A 15,273-nucleotide genomic window follows, 5' to 3' on the forward strand; every position below is an offset into this window, starting at 1 on the left:
TTGTAGATGAGCGGTCCTTACGTGGATCGCTCTTTTCGTACAATACGAAAAAGCTGACACCAGAATGCGTCAGCTTGCTTACAAGTAGTTTATCAATAAAAAAGTTAGTCTTGCAAACCTACCGTAGTTGGTAACCAAACGTAGGGATTCTCTCCTCTATCTCGAACCGGATTATATTTCACAGGGAAGAACCCCATTTTTGTCCAGAATTGATCTGCTCTACAGCGGGAATTTGTTTTAATCGGCAAACAAAAGCTTTTGGCATGGTTAACTAATGCAGTTCCATAATCATGATTGCGATATTCAGGTAATACCTCTAGCTTCCATAGTTCGTAATAATCTTGTTTTGGTTGAAAATAACGATCATACTTGGCATCAATTTTGTATAGGCTCATCCGGGCAACTAAACGATCTTCATGATAAATCCCGTAGAAGGGAGATTCAGAGTCGTTTTCGATAATATTGGCTTGCAAATCTTCTTTCATGGACAGCTCTTCAAGTCCAAACTCACGGAATTTTTGGAACTCTTCCAATGTTTTGTAATTAATGTGCAAGCGTACTACTTCATACATTGATATGGCCCCCTTTCAAAAATTACGTCTGCTTTTTTATTATACACTTGATTTCCCAGAAATGCTCAATTTGAATACTGATAAGTGTGCTTTGATGAAATATTTGGTTTTATGAAAAAAATTTAGCTGACATCTAGAACAATTGACAAATTAGTGGCAATATAAAGAAGAGACTAATTTTTTGGTGAAAAGGAGGGGGAGGTCGTGAAAAAAATTTGTATTGCCAATCGGGGGGAAATTGCAAGACGGATCATTCGTACCCTGAAACAGATGGGGATCGCAACCGTAGCTGTATATTCAGATGCTGATCAAGATGCTTTATTCGTCAAAGAAGCGGATGAAGCCATTCGGATTGGACCACCGCCAGTACCACAAAGCTATTTGAATATGGAGGCTGTCATAAAAGCCGCCAAGGAAGCAGGTGCGGATGCTATCCATCCTGGCTATGGACTGCTCTCTGAAAATAGTGAGTTTGCAAAGCGATGTGAACAGGAGGGCATGCTCTTTATTGGACCGTCTCCGTCTGTTATCGAGCAAATGGGAGATAAGATAAACGCTAGACAGCTCATGCGCAGGGCAGGGGTGCCTGTTGTTCCGGGGATTGAAGATCATCTGGAAACCGCAGAGGATGCTGTGCGATTGGCGGCATCCATTGGATATCCGCTTATGCTCAAAGCAAGCGCTGGAGGCGGAGGTATAGGCATGCAGGTGTGCCGCAGCGATGATGAAATGCGTCAGGCATTCCTTTCCGCTAAAGGAAGAGCAAAAGCTTACTTTGGAAATGATACGATGTTTTTGGAACGTTATATCGAGCAACCGCATCACATTGAAGTACAAATCCTAGCAGATCAACAGGGAACAACACTACATTTGCTGGAGCGTGAATGCTCTATTCAACGACGGCATCAGAAGGTTGTGGAAGAAAGCCCGTCCCCATTTTTAGATGAAAAAACGCGAGCTAGCGTGTGTGCTATGGCCATAACAGCAGCCGAGGCGGTTGGATATACTGGTGCGGGGACTGTTGAATTTATTATGGATGGGGATCGCAATTTTTACTTTCTAGAAATGAATACTCGTTTGCAAGTGGAGCACCCCGTAACAGAAGAAATGATCGGGATTGACTTAGTTGAATGGCAAATCCGCATTGCACGGGGTGAAGCGTTATCCTTTACGCAGGATGAGGTCAAGGCAAAACGACATGCCATAGAATTGCGAATTTATGCGGAAGATCCTGTTACCTTTTTTCCATCACCAGGTACGATAACGGCTTATGACGTACCGCAGATGGAAAGCGTTCGCATTGATGATGCAGTGAGGGCTGGTACGATCGTGACGCCATTTTATGATCCGATGATCGCTAAGCTGATAGTATCAGGTGAGACACGGAAACAAGCGGTTTTACTAGCGCAGAAGGCGGTTGAGGGCTATAAAATTGAAGGTGTAAAGAGCAACCTGCCTTTTTTACAGGATGTTTTAGCACAACCAGCTTTCCAAAAGGGGTGCTACGACACCCAATTTATCCAACAAATGAGAGAACCTAAAGGAGTGTAACTACGATGAAACAAGTAACAGCAAGTATGGCGGGGACTGTTATTCAATTATTGGCCCAAGCAGGAGCGGAGGTAAGTGCGGGAGCAGATGTTGTTATGCTCGAATCCATGAAAATGGAAGTGCCTATCCAAACGGAGTCTGCTGGGAAAGTAGCATCGGTTAAGGTCAATATAGGGGACTTTGTTAATGAGGGAGACGTCCTTTTGGAGCTAGAATAATTTTTTTGCAAACAAACTGAGCGATCGTTCGGTTGAGGAGATGAGTTCATATGCAGATTACGGTGTATGAAGTAGGACCGAGAGATGGATTACAAAATGAAGATGCGCTAATCAGTACTGCACATAAAATCGAGCTGATTACGAAGCTGACTCAAGCGGGAATTCGCCATATCGAAGCTACCTCGCTTGTGCATCCAAAATGGATTCCGCAATTGTCTGATGCTACCGAGGTGCTTGCTGGTGTCCCCCGATTCGATGATGTTCACTATAGTGTGCTGACTCCCAATCTCAAGGGGCTACAGCGAATCGCTGCAAATCAGGTGGATGAAGTAGCAATCTTCATGTCCGCAAGTGAAGCCCACAATCTCAAGAATATTAATAAAACACGAGAGGATACCTATCCTGTCTTGGCGGAGGTGGCGCAAGAGGCACAGCGGATGGGACTACGCGTCCGAGGCTATATTTCAACAGTGTTTGGATGTCCTTATGACGGGGAGGTTTCTTTGACAGAAAGTATGCGAGTCGTGGAAAGGCTTCTTGCTATGGGGGTGTATCAGCTATCCATCGGAGATACGATTGGTGTTGCAACACCGCGTCAGGTGCACGAGGTATTTGCAGCTTTTGAAAAAGAGTGGGGAGCTACTTGGTTTGCTGGTCACTTTCACGATACACGGGGAACGGGTCTGGCTAATGTAGTAGCGGCCCTGCACCATGGAATTCGTACGTTTGATAGCTCAATAGGTGGCTTAGGGGGATGTCCCTATGCTCCCGGAGCCGCAGGCAACATTTCCACAGAAGATGTTGTGTACTTATTGCATGGAATGGGTTATGAGACTGGGATTCAATTAGATAAGCTGGTAGAAGCCGGTCAATTTATTCAAAGAATATTAGGCAGAGAATTACCATCCAAAGTCTTAAAGACGACAGCAGGATGATGAGGAGGGGCGTATGACTATTCAGCTTGAAAAACAAGGTCAGGTGGGTATCCTTACCATTCAACGTCCAGAGGTGTACAATTGCTTAAATCTGGTGACGTTAGAACGATTGCAGCGTCTACTGCTGGAAGTATCGTCGGATACGGATATACGCGTTGTAGTCATCACGGGTGCTGGGGATAAAGCATTTTGCTCAGGAGCTGATCTGAAAGAGCGCAAAACGATGCAGCAATCCCAGGTTCAGCAGTATATTCGTACGATTCGTGACGTATTTACCCAAGTTGAACGTTTATCCGTACCTGTAATTGCGGCCATGAACGGAATTGCGTTTGGGGGCGGATTAGAGCTTGCTCTTGCTTGCGATCTGCGTGTTATGAGCGAGACAGCGCAAACAGGCTTAACGGAAACATCTTTAGGCATTATTCCAGGAGCCGGTGGGACACAGAGACTACCAAGGCTGATTGGGAAAGGAAAAGCGAAGGAATTAATTTTGACAGCACGACGCATCGGGGCCAAAGAAGCACTAGAAATTGGCTTGGTTAATCAAATTGTTCCAGCAAATCAGGTGCTTGAGGCTTCCCTTTCTCTAGCTCAACAAATCGCGTTGAACGCGCCACTCGCCCTCGCTCAGGCTAAATGGGCGATTGATTATGGCATGGAGGTGGATATGGCCACAGGATTAGCGCTAGAGAGCAATGCTTACCAAATCCTTGTGCCAACGAAGGACCGCCTTGAAGGACTTGCAGCTTTTGCAGAAAAACGCAAACCCGTATATCGAGGGGAATAAGGAGGGGAATAAAGAATGAGCCAATCAATCGAAGAGCTATTGCGGCAACGGATGGAGCACATAAAACAAGGCGGGGATCAAAAATATCATGACAAGCAAAAGGAACAGGGTAAGCTGTTTGTGCGTGATCGTTTGAATTTATTGTTTGATGAAGGGGAATTTACGCTGGAGGATGGTTTGTTTGCGAACTATAAGGCAGGCAATCTACCTGCGGATGGAGTCGTTACCGCTATTGGTAAAGTAAACGGACAAACCGTATGCGTTATGGCTAACGATTCTACAGTGAAAGCGGGATCATGGGGCTTTAGAACAGTAGAAAAGATTATTCGTATTCAAGAGACAGCAGAAAAGCTATGCGTGCCATTGCTATATTTGGTGGATTCCGCAGGAGCACGAATTACAGACCAACTGCAAATGTTCCCAGGTCGTCGCGGAGCAGGGCGAATTTTTTATAATCAGGTAAAATTATCTGGGAAAATCCCGCAAGTATGCATTTTATTTGGTCCCTCTGCCGCAGGCGGGGCCTATATCCCAGCCTTTTGTGATATCGTGATTATGGTGGAAAACAATGCAAGTATGTACTTAGGGTCTCCGCGGATGGCAGAGATGGTTATTGGTCAAAAAGTATCGCTAGAAGAATTAGGTGGGGCTCGAATGCATTGCAGCGTAAGTGGCTGTGGTGATGTTCTGGCTGCTAACGAACAAGAAGCCATTGCATCAGCTCGCCGTTACCTGAGCTTTTTCCCATCACATTATCAAGAGCTACCACCGGCGGTAAAAGCAAAATCTCCAGTGGAGACGGCAAAGGATATCAATGCACTCATACCGCAAAATCAGAATGCACCCTTTAACATGTATGATTTAATTGATACCTTGGTAGATGATGGATCGTTTTTTGAAATAAAGAAGTTATTTGCACAAGAGCTGATCACCGGTTTAGCTCATCTTAACGGCAAACCAGTAGGCATTATTGCCAATCAACCGCGTGTTAAAGGTGGCGTTTTATTTGTCGATTCAGCAGATAAAGCGGCTCGCTTTGTGACCCTGTGCGATGCATTCCATATACCTCTTCTGTTCCTTGCAGATGTGCCAGGCTTTATGATCGGAACAGCGGTCGAGCGGGCTGGCATTATTCGTCATGGAGCTAAAATGATTTCGGCAATGGCAGAAGCTACTGTGCCTAAAATATCCGTAATTGTAAGGAAAGCATACGGGGCAGGTCTATATGCGATGGCTAGCTCTGCATTTGAACCGGATGCGACTCTCGCATTACCTCATGCTCAAATTGCGGTGATGGGGCCAGAGGCGGCTGTGAATGCCGTATATAGCAATAAGATTCAAGCAATTGATGATCCACAGGAGCGACAGGCGTTTATTATGGAAAAACGGCAAGAATATCAAGAAGATATTGACATTTACTTGCTTGCTTCAGAATTGATTGTGGATGCGATTATTGAGCCATCTCAGCTAAGAAATGAGTTAATTTGGCGTTTTGATGCTTACCAAAGTAAACAGCAAACCTTTACCAATCGTAAACATCCGGTTTATCCAGTGTAAAAAAAGGGACTCCGTGGTAAGGAGTCCCTTTCTAGCGTTGGTTATCTAACGACGGGAGTTAATCCTTAAATAAATCTCCAATTCCGTTAATCATCCCGCCGTTACCGGACTTTCCCATGTTAGCTGCGATTTTACCTGCCAATCCGGCGATAGTCATGGTTTGCAGCCAAATTTTACCTGGGCCACGCAAGGTTGTTAAAAATAAACCTTCTCCGCCAAAAATGATATTTTTAATGCCTTTTACACGTTCGATACTCATATCTACAGAGGATTCGTAGGCTGCAACATGGGCTGTGTCCACCTTTATGACTTCCCCATGCTGCAGATTCATCTCAGCTACTTCGCCGTCCAGCTCTAGAAAGACCATTCCGCGACCGCTTAGACGCTGCATGATGAAGCCTTCGCCACCAAAAAAGCCTGTGCCTAATTTCTTTTGGAAATGAATAGAGACATCAATGTTTTCTGTTCCTACCAAAAAGGCATGCTTTTGGGCGATAATCTCGTTTCCAGGATGAATGGCTACGGGAATTATTTTGCCGGGAGCTGCAGGTGCAAAGGCAATCATTCCTGGCGTATGTAAGGCTTCAAAAAATGTGAATGTTAATGATTCTCCAGCGAAGGCGCGTCCAAGAGATTTGAGCATGCCCCCTTTAAAGCTGGTGTCCATTTTTATATTTTCGCTCATCCAAATCATAGAACCCGATTCAGTAAACAATCGCTCGCCGGGTTGCAAGTTGAATTGGAGAGCCTGCATGGTAGAACCCATAATATGATATTCCATACGTTACCCACCTTTAGATGATTTCAACGGGATTATAAGGTAGTTTTCAGAAACATTCCACAAAAATTTTATCGAAGGCATTTTCCGCCCCGCGAATATTTGTTATGCTGATTATGTCTAACTTCTTTGATAAAGGTTGGGAGTATTATGAATATCGCAATCATTGGTGGCGGGTCTGTTGGATTATTGTTGGCTGCCAGATTGTGTCTAGCAGGTTCACAGGTGCAGGTAATCACACGTACGCGACAGCAAGCGGATGAACTAACAAAGCACGGTCTACTATTGCACTCTTTACAAGGCGAACAGAAACGAATTCACATACAAGCCGTCTCGATGGAGGGTGACCTTCCGAAAGCTGATCTCTATGTGTTAGCGGTCAAACAGACAAGTCTTACTGAAGTATTGCCTGTTTTACGTAAAATTGATCCAAGTGCACGTGTCCTTGCCGTGCAAAACGGTATGGGTCACGACGATCATCTGAAGGAGGTGCTAGCCCTTAACCAGATTTATTTTGGTGTTCATACGGAAGGGGCTCGACGACACTCTTACACGGAGGTGGAGCATACGGGTAAGGGGACTTGGCAGGTAGGTTCAATAATTGGACAAGAACAAAAGGCTCTTCCCTTAGATCCAGTAATCGAAGCATTCCTGTCTGTGGGAGAGACAGCCGGGCTTGCCATCAAGTATGTTTTTGACATTTATGAGGTGATGTGGCGAAAATTAATGGCGAATGCTGTTATTAATCCACTCACAACTCTATTTGAAATTCCGAACGGTGCGTTGCTTGAATCTGCAGAGACAATGGTTCTTATGAAAAGGCTATTCGTAGAGGCAAAAGAAGTCGCATCCATACACGGGCAAAAAATTGACGAATCAAGTTGGCAGGAAATTGTACAAATTTGCCGAAATACATCCAGAAATTATTCTTCGATGCTACAGGACCTGCTGAACTGTCGTCCATTGGAGATTGAAGCAATCAATGGCTATATTGTAAAGCAAGGAAGAGAGCTTCAAATAGCAACACCACACCAGGAGACAGTATACAAAGCTACTCTCCTCAAAGCAGGCTTGATGGCCCAAAGGGGATAAGTCCATTGCTCTTTCTCTTTAAAAATTTTTGGGGTGTATTAACAATTTTTCCTTTCGTAGCTTTCATAATCACGTTCTTCACAGTATTTTTTTGGAAAAAACAGCAAAAAAAAGCTGTTATTTGGTCTGTGAATATTACGAATATTTTTTTAGTTATTTCGGTCGCTCAGATCTATAAAGGGTTATGGCCTGAAGCGGTTTCTGCTTGGATACTAATTCTATTGTTTCTTCTTGGCTTGGCAGGAATGCTGTTCTATCTACAAATGAAGGTGCGCGGAAGGGTGTCGTGGAAGAAAATAGGTTCTGCTACCTGGCGAATTTCCTTTATTTTGTTCATGTTTACCTATTTCTGTCTTTTTTCAACCGGCATCTATAAAACGATGCAGGCCGCGCATGTTGGTTTGTCTATCATGTAACGAAGGTTGGTGCATAGGATGACGTTACCCATAGAGCTAATTGGAAACAAAATTAGGGCCGTTCGTAAGGAAAAAGGATATACCTTGGAAGTTATGGCCTCAAAAACTGGTTTAAGCAAAGGCTTATTAAGTCAAGTAGAAAGAGGAATCTCTCAACCATCTTTGGAATCTTTATGGCGCATTACGAAAGCGCTTGAAGCGCCGCTAATTCACTTTTTTGAGGATGTGGAGCAAAGTCATATTCACGTGGTGCGTAAGGATAAGCGCAGACTTATGGTGTTTCCTGATTCCACTGGTACGTATTCGTTGCTATCAGGAGGCGGTGCTTCTAAGCTCGCTGTCATGGAGGTGCGGCTACAGCCGGGAGAGCAGGCGAAGGATGTCTTTGTCTCTCATGAGGGAGAAGAGTGTCTAGTCGTAATCGAGGGTCAGTTGCAGGTCAAATTGACAGAGGATGAGTATCAATTAGAAACAGGTGACAGCATCTATTTTGACAAGGCACAATTGCATACGGTTGCAAACGTGAGTGATGCGCTAACCGTTGCTATTTGGTCTGTCTCTTCGCCTCGGTTTTAAAAATGGCTGATAAAAAATAAACTTGCAGGACACTTCACGGGAGGGGTCCTGTTTTTCGTGCTTGCTCGCCGTGCTATAATTTATAATAACAATTTGAAAGGGCGAAAGTAGGAGACGAATGAAAACTACAAAATGTTATGTACCAACAACAAATTCATTTCAAAACGATTTTCTAAAGGAAAGCCCCAAAGCTCTCTCCTTTTTTACATATGCTCCCTATGATCCACAATCGTATGTTACTCGCATGCATTATGTGTCTAAAAAACGCTATCCGCATCGTAATCTCTTGGCAGATGCTCTTTATGCCTATAACAAGGAAATTGGAAATCATGAGGTAGCTTTGCAAATGATAGAGAAGCTTCGTGAATCCAATTCCTTAGTCGTGGTAGCAGGACAACAAGCAGGGCTGCTTACTGGGCCTCTTTATACCATTTATAAAGCAATTGATGTGATTCAATTAGCGAAGCAGACGTCAGCACAATTAGGGGTATCAGTGATCCCAGTGTTTTGGATTGCAGGAGAAGACCATGATTGGGAAGAAATCAACCATTTTTACCAACTGACGCAGAAGAAGGAGCTTCGCAAAGTAAAAGTAAAGGCAAAACATATCAAGAAGCACTCCGCTACAGATATGAGAGTGGAACAAGCAGATATGCTGCGAGTCATTGAGGATTTCTTTGCAGAAGAGGCTGAGACAGACTATAGCGAGACAATCCGATGTTGGTTAGAAGAGACCGCGCAACGCTCGCATACATTAGTAGACTGGTTTGCGCAATTGATGGCGAGGCTGTTTGGTGCACATGGATTGGTATTCATCGAATCCTCCTTACCTACTGTCCGTCAGCTTGAGCAGCCTGTTTTTGAACAAATCATTCGAGAAAATAAGGAATTGAATGAGACATTGCTGCAAGCGCAGGCAGACCTGAAAGAGTACGGTTATCCTGAACAACTGGACATTCAACCACAGCAGGCGAATTTCTTTTTCTATGAACAAAAGGAGCGTTTGTTAATGGAGCGGGTCGAAGGTGGTTTTCAGAGCAAGGATGGAGGCAAGGTTTATACACAAGCAGAATTGCTGTCTATTTTACATGTCTCCCCAGAACGCTTTAGCGCCAATGTAGTGACACGTCCCTTGATGCAGGAGCATTTACTGCCGACCTTGGCTTTTGTAGGGGGACCTGGGGAAGTGGCCTATTGGGCATACTTTAAAAAATACTTTGCTGCATTTGGCTATGAGCTACCAATTGTCTTGAGACGAACTTCGATCACGTTGATGGAGGGGGCTTTAGAGAAAATCAGAGAACAAAAGCAGATTAGCTATGAGACGCTACTTAGTGGATTTGCGGATTGGAAAGAGAAGTGGCTACAATCACTGGATGATCACGGGTTTGCTCAGCGCTTTGAGCAGAAGAAACAAGAACTTGAAATGCGCTACCGTGACCTGCTGCAAGATGTAATCGCATATGATAAGGGTTTAGCTCAATTGGCTCAAAAAAATGTAGAACGACTGGTGCAGGATGTTACTTTTATGCAAAACCGCACGGAAGAAGCCGTTCTTCGAAAACATCAAGTGGAAGTGGAGCGAGTTGTGCGTCTAGAGCAATCTATCGTACCGCAGGATAGCTGGCAGGAGCGGGTATATCCTATTTTTACGTACCTGAATCGCTTTGGCCCAGATTTAGTGGATCGATTGCTGAATACAGACTTCGAGCGTGATGGCTCCCATCAAGTTGTCTATATCTAAATATGATCTATGAAATAGAAAAAAACAGCGTTCTAGCAAATAGGGCGCTGTTTTTGTTATAAAAAAGGAGATCCTAGATTCTGCGCTTGCAAACAAGGCAGGCTGTGTTGTAGAATCACCCCAAATCTATCGCTTGTCCGGGAGGTAAGTATGAAAGTAGTGTTGCATCAAATTTCAAATAAAGTAGGATTGCGTGAAACCCAATTAGCAGAGGCGATTCATAATGGAGATGTCACAGGTGAAGTCCCTGACCAAAACCCATATTCAAAACTAGCCTGGGTTGATCTTTTATCGTTACAGAATTATATGGAGTGGTTATACGAACAAGATAAGATAACGGAGCAGAAATTTTTAAAAGGCGTTCGTCATATTGAACGAATGAAGCAGAAGCTATTAAAGTGACTTCCAAAATAAATGGATAGGCTGTGCGAACCTATCGTATATTACATCATACACTGCCACTATAACCTGCAAAAGAGGTGTAACTGACAGTGCAGAAGAAACGAATCGGAATTTTAACGTATAGAAATGGTAAACGCTTTGGTGAACCGTTATTTTTTCGTCATTTGCTAACAGAGGGAGAAAAGCTTGGAGCGACTGTGTTTTTGTTTTCACCAAATGATGTATTTGAATCAAAACGCCAAATTAGAGGGTTCGTTCCTGGGCCTGATAAGACATGGAAAAGTAAAATGTTTGATTGGCCTGATATCGTAATCGACCGCTATCGGTATTATCCGAAGCCGCAGCATAAGGACTACCTTGCTTTCCGCAAGCGTCCGTTGTTTACCTATGCCAATAGTCGGTTCAGTTCCAAATGGAATGTATATCAGGTGTTAAATCAACAGCCCTCTATGCAGCCATGGTTACCGGAGACGTTTGCCTATGATAGGGAAATATTGAGCAATATGCTGCACAAGTATCCGCTGATTTATGTAAAGCCAGCTCAGGGAACGGCGGGTCGCAGCATCCTGCGTATCAAAAATACCTCTTCGGGTTATGATCTATTGGGAAGAGGACTGCATTTAAATAAGGTGAGTCACAAGGTGAAGACTCGGGCTGAACTTCATCAGTATGTAAAGGAATGGGTAAAAACGGAGAGACTGGGCGAAGAGATTTTTCTTATTCAACAAGGTCTGCAGCTTGACTTGATACCAGATCGAACCGTTGACACACGCATTCTTATTCAAAAGACGGAACGGGGAGAGTGGGAAGTAACAGGTCTTGGTATGCGCATAGGCGGAGTGAAAAGCTCTACCTCAAATCTACATGGCGGAGGGCTAGCAAAAGATGCGCGAAAAGTGCTTACAGACTGTTTTGGTGAAGCTATGGCAACCAAGATTATACACAATTGTTACTCGCTCGCTCATCAAACAGCTAAAGCGGTGGAATCTTACTATGGACGCATGATTGAATTGGGATTAGATGTAGGAATTGACGTATCAGGTCGACCTTATTTAATCGAAATTAATCCGAAGCCTGGACGTGACATTTTTCGAAAATTGAAACGTAACAAGGTCTATCAAAAGGCAGTCATGCGTCCTATTCAATATGCACTGTATTTACTAAAAGAACAACAAATTTCCGAGCCTGGATCATAGAGCATGGTGAACTGCACAAAAATTCAGCATAAAAAGGTGATGTAATTCCTACCTATGTGGTATGATATAAAAGAAGACGGGTTCACATTTACAGAAGGAGGGTTTTTAGCAAATGACAATGGTTCAAGAAAGCATCGTAAAAGACATGGCCCTAGCACCTAACGGCCATTTAAAGATTGATTGGGTAAAGGAACACATGCCGGTGTTAAACCGAATTAGAGAACGCTTTGAACAGGAAAAACCATTCGCTGGTAAAAAAGTAGCAATCTCCCTTCATTTGGAAGCAAAAACAGCTTATCTGGCAAAAGTGATTCAAGCAGGTGGTGCTGAAGTTACGATTACCGGATCTAATCCTTTGTCAACACAAGATGATGTATGCGCTGCTTTGGTGGAAGATGGTATTCGCGTATTTGCTAAATACAATCCATCCGAAGAAGAGTATAAAGAACTGCTCATTAAAACGCTGGAAACTCGTCCTGATTTTCTAATTGACGACGGTGGGGACCTTGTAACACTTTTACATGGAGAGCGCCGTGATCTATTAGAGAATGTAAAAGGTGGAGCGGAAGAAACCACTACTGGTATTCTACGCTTGCGTGCTCTTGAAAAAGAAGGGAAGCTTGAATTCCCGATGGTAGCTGTTAACGATGCTTATTGCAAGTATCTGTTTGACAATCGTTATGGTACAGGTCAATCCGTATTTGACGGAATCAACCGTACAACAAACCTAGTTGTTGCTGGTAAAACTGTAGTTGTAGCGGGCTATGGCTGGTGCGGCAAGGGTGTAGCTATGCGCGCAAAAGGTTTGGGTGCAAAGGTTATCGTGACAGAAATTGACGCAATTAAAGCTGTAGAAGCATACATGGACGGCTTTGAAGTAATGTCCATGGATGAGGCAGCTAAACTTGGCGATTACTTTGTTACAGTAACGGGTAATCGCGACATTATCCGCAAAGCTCACTTTGAAAGCATGAAGGATGGAGCTATTTTATCTAATGCTGGTCACTTTGATGTCGAAGTTAATAAAGTAGAGCTGAACGATATATCGACAAGCAAACGTGTTGTTCGTAAAGATATCGAAGAATTTGTCCTGCAAGATGGCCGTAAAATCTATCTGTTAGCGGAAGGTCGTCTTGTGAACCTAGCTGCAGGTGATGGACATCCTGCTGAGATTATGGATATGACCTTTGCTTTGCAGGCTGTAGGGCTTGAATATGTTAGCAAGAACTATGAGTCAATCGGTAAAAAGGTATTAAACGTACCATATGAGCTAGATGAAACAGTGGCTCGCTATAAATTGGAAGCGCTTGGAAAGAATATCGACAAATTGACGCCAGAGCAAAAAGAATACTTAGAAAGCTGGGTCGAATAGGTAAGAAATTCGCTGGGATATGGCATCAAAAAATGAAGAAAAAAACCTGCTGACAAACGGCAGGTTTTTTTTCTATAATAAGAAGAGGCAAGAAGTGGGGAAAAGTGGGGGAGAGTGGTATCTCTCGGAAGGAAAGTGGGGAAGTTGGAATGTTCATGGGTGAGTATCAGCATAACATCGATGACAAGAACCGTCTGACAATCCCAGTTAAATTCCGTGATATGCTGGGCTCGTCCTTTGTTGTAACCCGCGGCCTTGATCGTTGTTTATTCGTCTACCCGATGGAAGAGTGGAAGGCGTTAACAGAAAAACTCAAATCTCTGCCATTTACCAAAGCTGACGCTCGGGCATTTACCCGTTTTTTCTTTTCTGGCGCTACTGAATGTGAGTGGGACAAGCAGGGAAGGGTAAACATACCGCCCCATTTGCGAGAACACGGCCGTTTACAGAAAGAATGTGTTATTATTGGCGTGCAGAACCGCATGGAAATTTGGAGCAAGACAGAATGGGATGCGTATTCTTTGGAACAAGAGCAATCTTTTGGCGAGATTGCTGAAAAGCTCGTTGATTTTAATTTGTAGACTCGGGAGTGACGTTATTTTGTTTCACCATGTTACCGTACTATTACAGGAAGCCGTAGAAGGATTACATATTCGTCCTGATGGAATATATGTGGATTGCACCTTAGGTGGAGCAGGACACAGTACTTTAATTGCTTCAAAGCTAGGTGATCAGGGCAGATTAATTGCCATTGATCAAGATGATGTAGCACTTGCGAACGCCAAGGAAAAACTACAGGCGTATCAAGATAAAGTGACTTTGGTGAAAAGTAACTTCCGCTATCTAAAGGATGTCGTGCAGGATTTAGGTCTTGATGGTGTGGATGGCGTTTTGTTTGATCTGGGTGTATCCTCGCCTCAGTTAGATGTAGAAGAGCGTGGGTTTAGCTACAATGGTGATGCCCCGCTGGATATGCGCATGGATCAGCAAGCCGACCTATCTGCTTATGACATCGTAAATGAGTGGGAAGAAGCTGAGATATCCAAAATCATTTTTGAGTATGGCGAAGAGAAGTTTGCCCGGAAGATTGCCCGGCAAATCATCCTGCATCGTGAGAAAGCGCCGATTGAAACAACAGGACAGCTTGTAGAGATTATTAAGGAAGCTATCCCAGCTCCGGCTCGCCGTACAGGACCTCATCCGGCGAAGAGAACCTTTCAAGCCATTCGCATTGCCGTAAACGATGAATTACATGTGTTTAAGACGGCGGTTTCAGATGCCATTGACATTTTGCGTCCGGGTGGCAGAGTGAGTGTCATTACTTTCCATTCCTTAGAGGATCGTATTTGTAAGCATGCTTATTTAGAAAAAGCGCAAGGCTGCACATGCCCGCCTGGGTTCCCGCAATGTGTATGCGGTAATGAACCGATTGTTAAGATTATTACCAGAAAGCCATTGCTGCCGTCTGAAGAGGAGCTTGCGGATAACCCACGTGCCAGATCGGCTAAATTGCGTATTGCTGAGAAGAAATAACACATTAGTATAAATGAACACCGAAGAAGGAAGCCAGTTATACTTAGTAGGGAGGGACTAAGTTGAGTTATTATTCCCGTGGGAATTTGGCATATGAAGTAAATAGACGTTCTCCATCTCCGAAAAAGATGAAGCGTACTGTTAAGATCAGACCCGGGGTACCCACAAGTGAAAAGTTGATGTATTTGTTGCTCATCTTTGCTTTAGTCATTGCTACAAGCATTATAGGCTTCCGTTATAATCAGATTTCGCAAAATAACTATCAGATTCAAGTATTGACAAAAGAGATCGCCAAAATCAAGGGCGAGAATGAATCGATGCAGTTAAAAGTGGATGAAATGAGCAATCCCAAGCGTATTGGCATCGAAGCGGAAAAAATGGGAATGGTCCTTGATATGAAATCAGTCCGCAATATGGGTGGCATTTCTATGGAAGAAAGTAAGGATAACAAAAAAGACGAAAAAACCAAACAAACCGAAAAAGTCCAATAATGTTACTCGCGCAATAAGGGGTAGCATTTTCTTTTTTGTCAGAGAGGAAGAGG

Annotated in this window: 17 protein-coding genes; 15 read left to right on the plus strand and 2 right to left on the minus strand. The window is 43.7% G+C overall.

Going from position 1 to position 15,273, the window contains the following annotated elements; all coding sequences use genetic code 11:
* Nucleotides 1-104: 104 nt before the first annotated feature.
* Nucleotides 105-572, minus strand: coding sequence for an N-acetyltransferase (locus AYJ08_RS13980; RefSeq protein ID WP_064018243.1), 468 nt, complete (start codon nucleotides 570-572; stop codon nucleotides 105-107).
* Between the two features lie 204 nt (nucleotides 573-776).
* Between AYJ08_RS13980 and AYJ08_RS13985 the strand changes: the two genes are divergently transcribed.
* From AYJ08_RS13985 to AYJ08_RS14005, 5 genes are read left to right on the plus strand one after another with little or no spacing between them, the layout of a single operon-like run.
* The gene (locus AYJ08_RS13985) at nucleotides 777-2,123 is read left to right on the plus strand and encodes an acetyl-CoA carboxylase biotin carboxylase subunit (RefSeq protein WP_064018244.1); all 1,347 of its coding nucleotides are present in this window, start codon (nucleotides 777-779) and stop codon (nucleotides 2,121-2,123) included.
* A gap of 5 nt (nucleotides 2,124-2,128) precedes the next feature.
* Nucleotides 2,129-2,341, plus strand: a complete 213-nt coding sequence (locus tag AYJ08_RS13990) for an acetyl-CoA carboxylase biotin carboxyl carrier protein subunit (protein ID WP_031413444.1) — start codon at nucleotides 2,129-2,131, stop codon at nucleotides 2,339-2,341.
* A 50-nt stretch (nucleotides 2,342-2,391) separates the two neighbouring features.
* Entirely contained in the window at nucleotides 2,392-3,276 is an 885-nt protein-coding gene (locus AYJ08_RS13995) for a hydroxymethylglutaryl-CoA lyase (protein ID WP_064018245.1), read from the plus strand.
* 13 nt (nucleotides 3,277-3,289) lie between these two features.
* Nucleotides 3,290-4,063, plus strand: a complete 774-nt coding sequence (locus AYJ08_RS14000) for an enoyl-CoA hydratase-related protein (RefSeq protein ID WP_064018246.1) — start codon at nucleotides 3,290-3,292, stop codon at nucleotides 4,061-4,063.
* Nucleotides 4,064-4,078: 15 nt separating this feature from the next.
* Nucleotides 4,079-5,620 (plus strand): acyl-CoA carboxylase subunit beta, encoded by a 1,542-nt coding sequence (locus tag AYJ08_RS14005; protein WP_064018247.1) that lies wholly within the window; start codon nucleotides 4,079-4,081, stop codon nucleotides 5,618-5,620.
* A 58-nt stretch (nucleotides 5,621-5,678) separates the two neighbouring features.
* On the opposite strand, the gene AYJ08_RS14010 is transcribed toward AYJ08_RS14005, so the two are convergent.
* Nucleotides 5,679-6,401, minus strand: a complete 723-nt coding sequence (locus AYJ08_RS14010; protein WP_031413448.1) for a TIGR00266 family protein — start codon at nucleotides 6,399-6,401, stop codon at nucleotides 5,679-5,681.
* Nucleotides 6,402-6,548: 147 nt separating this feature from the next.
* Here AYJ08_RS14010 and AYJ08_RS14015 point away from each other — a divergent pair, with 147 nt between their 5' ends.
* From AYJ08_RS14015 to ftsL, 10 genes are all read left to right on the plus strand, one after another.
* Nucleotides 6,549-7,490, plus strand: a complete 942-nt coding sequence (locus tag AYJ08_RS14015) for a ketopantoate reductase family protein (protein WP_064018248.1) — start codon at nucleotides 6,549-6,551, stop codon at nucleotides 7,488-7,490.
* A gap of 5 nt (nucleotides 7,491-7,495) precedes the next feature.
* A complete protein-coding gene (locus AYJ08_RS14020; protein ID WP_031413450.1) occupies nucleotides 7,496-7,906 on the plus strand; it encodes a DUF3397 family protein in 411 nt (136 codons plus the stop codon).
* An 18-nt stretch (nucleotides 7,907-7,924) separates the two neighbouring features.
* Complete coding sequence (locus AYJ08_RS14025) at nucleotides 7,925-8,482, plus strand: helix-turn-helix domain-containing protein (protein ID WP_003336677.1); 558 nt, start codon at nucleotides 7,925-7,927, stop codon at nucleotides 8,480-8,482.
* Nucleotides 8,483-8,600: 118 nt separating this feature from the next.
* Entirely contained in the window at nucleotides 8,601-10,226 is a 1,626-nt protein-coding gene (gene bshC, locus AYJ08_RS14030; protein WP_064018249.1) for a bacillithiol biosynthesis cysteine-adding enzyme BshC, read from the plus strand.
* A 150-nt stretch (nucleotides 10,227-10,376) separates the two neighbouring features.
* The gene (locus tag AYJ08_RS14035; protein WP_003342632.1) at nucleotides 10,377-10,628 is read left to right on the plus strand and encodes a hypothetical protein; all 252 of its coding nucleotides are present in this window, start codon (nucleotides 10,377-10,379) and stop codon (nucleotides 10,626-10,628) included.
* 89 nt (nucleotides 10,629-10,717) lie between these two features.
* A complete protein-coding gene (locus AYJ08_RS14040; protein ID WP_064018250.1) occupies nucleotides 10,718-11,824 on the plus strand; it encodes a YheC/YheD family endospore coat-associated protein in 1,107 nt (368 codons plus the stop codon).
* Nucleotides 11,825-11,936: 112 nt separating this feature from the next.
* On the plus strand, nucleotides 11,937-13,196 hold the full coding sequence (locus tag AYJ08_RS14045) for an adenosylhomocysteinase (protein WP_064018251.1): 1,260 nt from the start codon (nucleotides 11,937-11,939) through the stop codon (nucleotides 13,194-13,196).
* A gap of 149 nt (nucleotides 13,197-13,345) precedes the next feature.
* The gene (gene mraZ / locus AYJ08_RS14050; RefSeq protein ID WP_031413456.1) at nucleotides 13,346-13,777 is read left to right on the plus strand and encodes a division/cell wall cluster transcriptional repressor MraZ; all 432 of its coding nucleotides are present in this window, start codon (nucleotides 13,346-13,348) and stop codon (nucleotides 13,775-13,777) included.
* Nucleotides 13,778-13,796: 19 nt separating this feature from the next.
* Nucleotides 13,797-14,729 carry a 16S rRNA (cytosine(1402)-N(4))-methyltransferase RsmH gene (gene rsmH, locus AYJ08_RS14055; protein ID WP_064018252.1) on the plus strand — a complete coding sequence of 311 codons (933 nt, stop codon included), beginning with the start codon at nucleotides 13,797-13,799 and terminating at the stop codon, nucleotides 14,727-14,729.
* A 62-nt stretch (nucleotides 14,730-14,791) separates the two neighbouring features.
* Nucleotides 14,792-15,220: a cell division protein FtsL gene (gene ftsL, locus AYJ08_RS14060; RefSeq protein ID WP_064018253.1), complete on the plus strand. Its 429-nt coding sequence runs from the start codon at nucleotides 14,792-14,794 to the stop codon at nucleotides 15,218-15,220.
* The last annotated feature ends 53 nt before the right edge of the window (nucleotides 15,221-15,273 follow it).

It is taken from the genome of Brevibacillus sp. SKDU10, assembly GCF_001645205.1.
Classification (GTDB): domain Bacteria; phylum Bacillota; class Bacilli; order Brevibacillales; family Brevibacillaceae; genus Brevibacillus_B; species Brevibacillus_B halotolerans.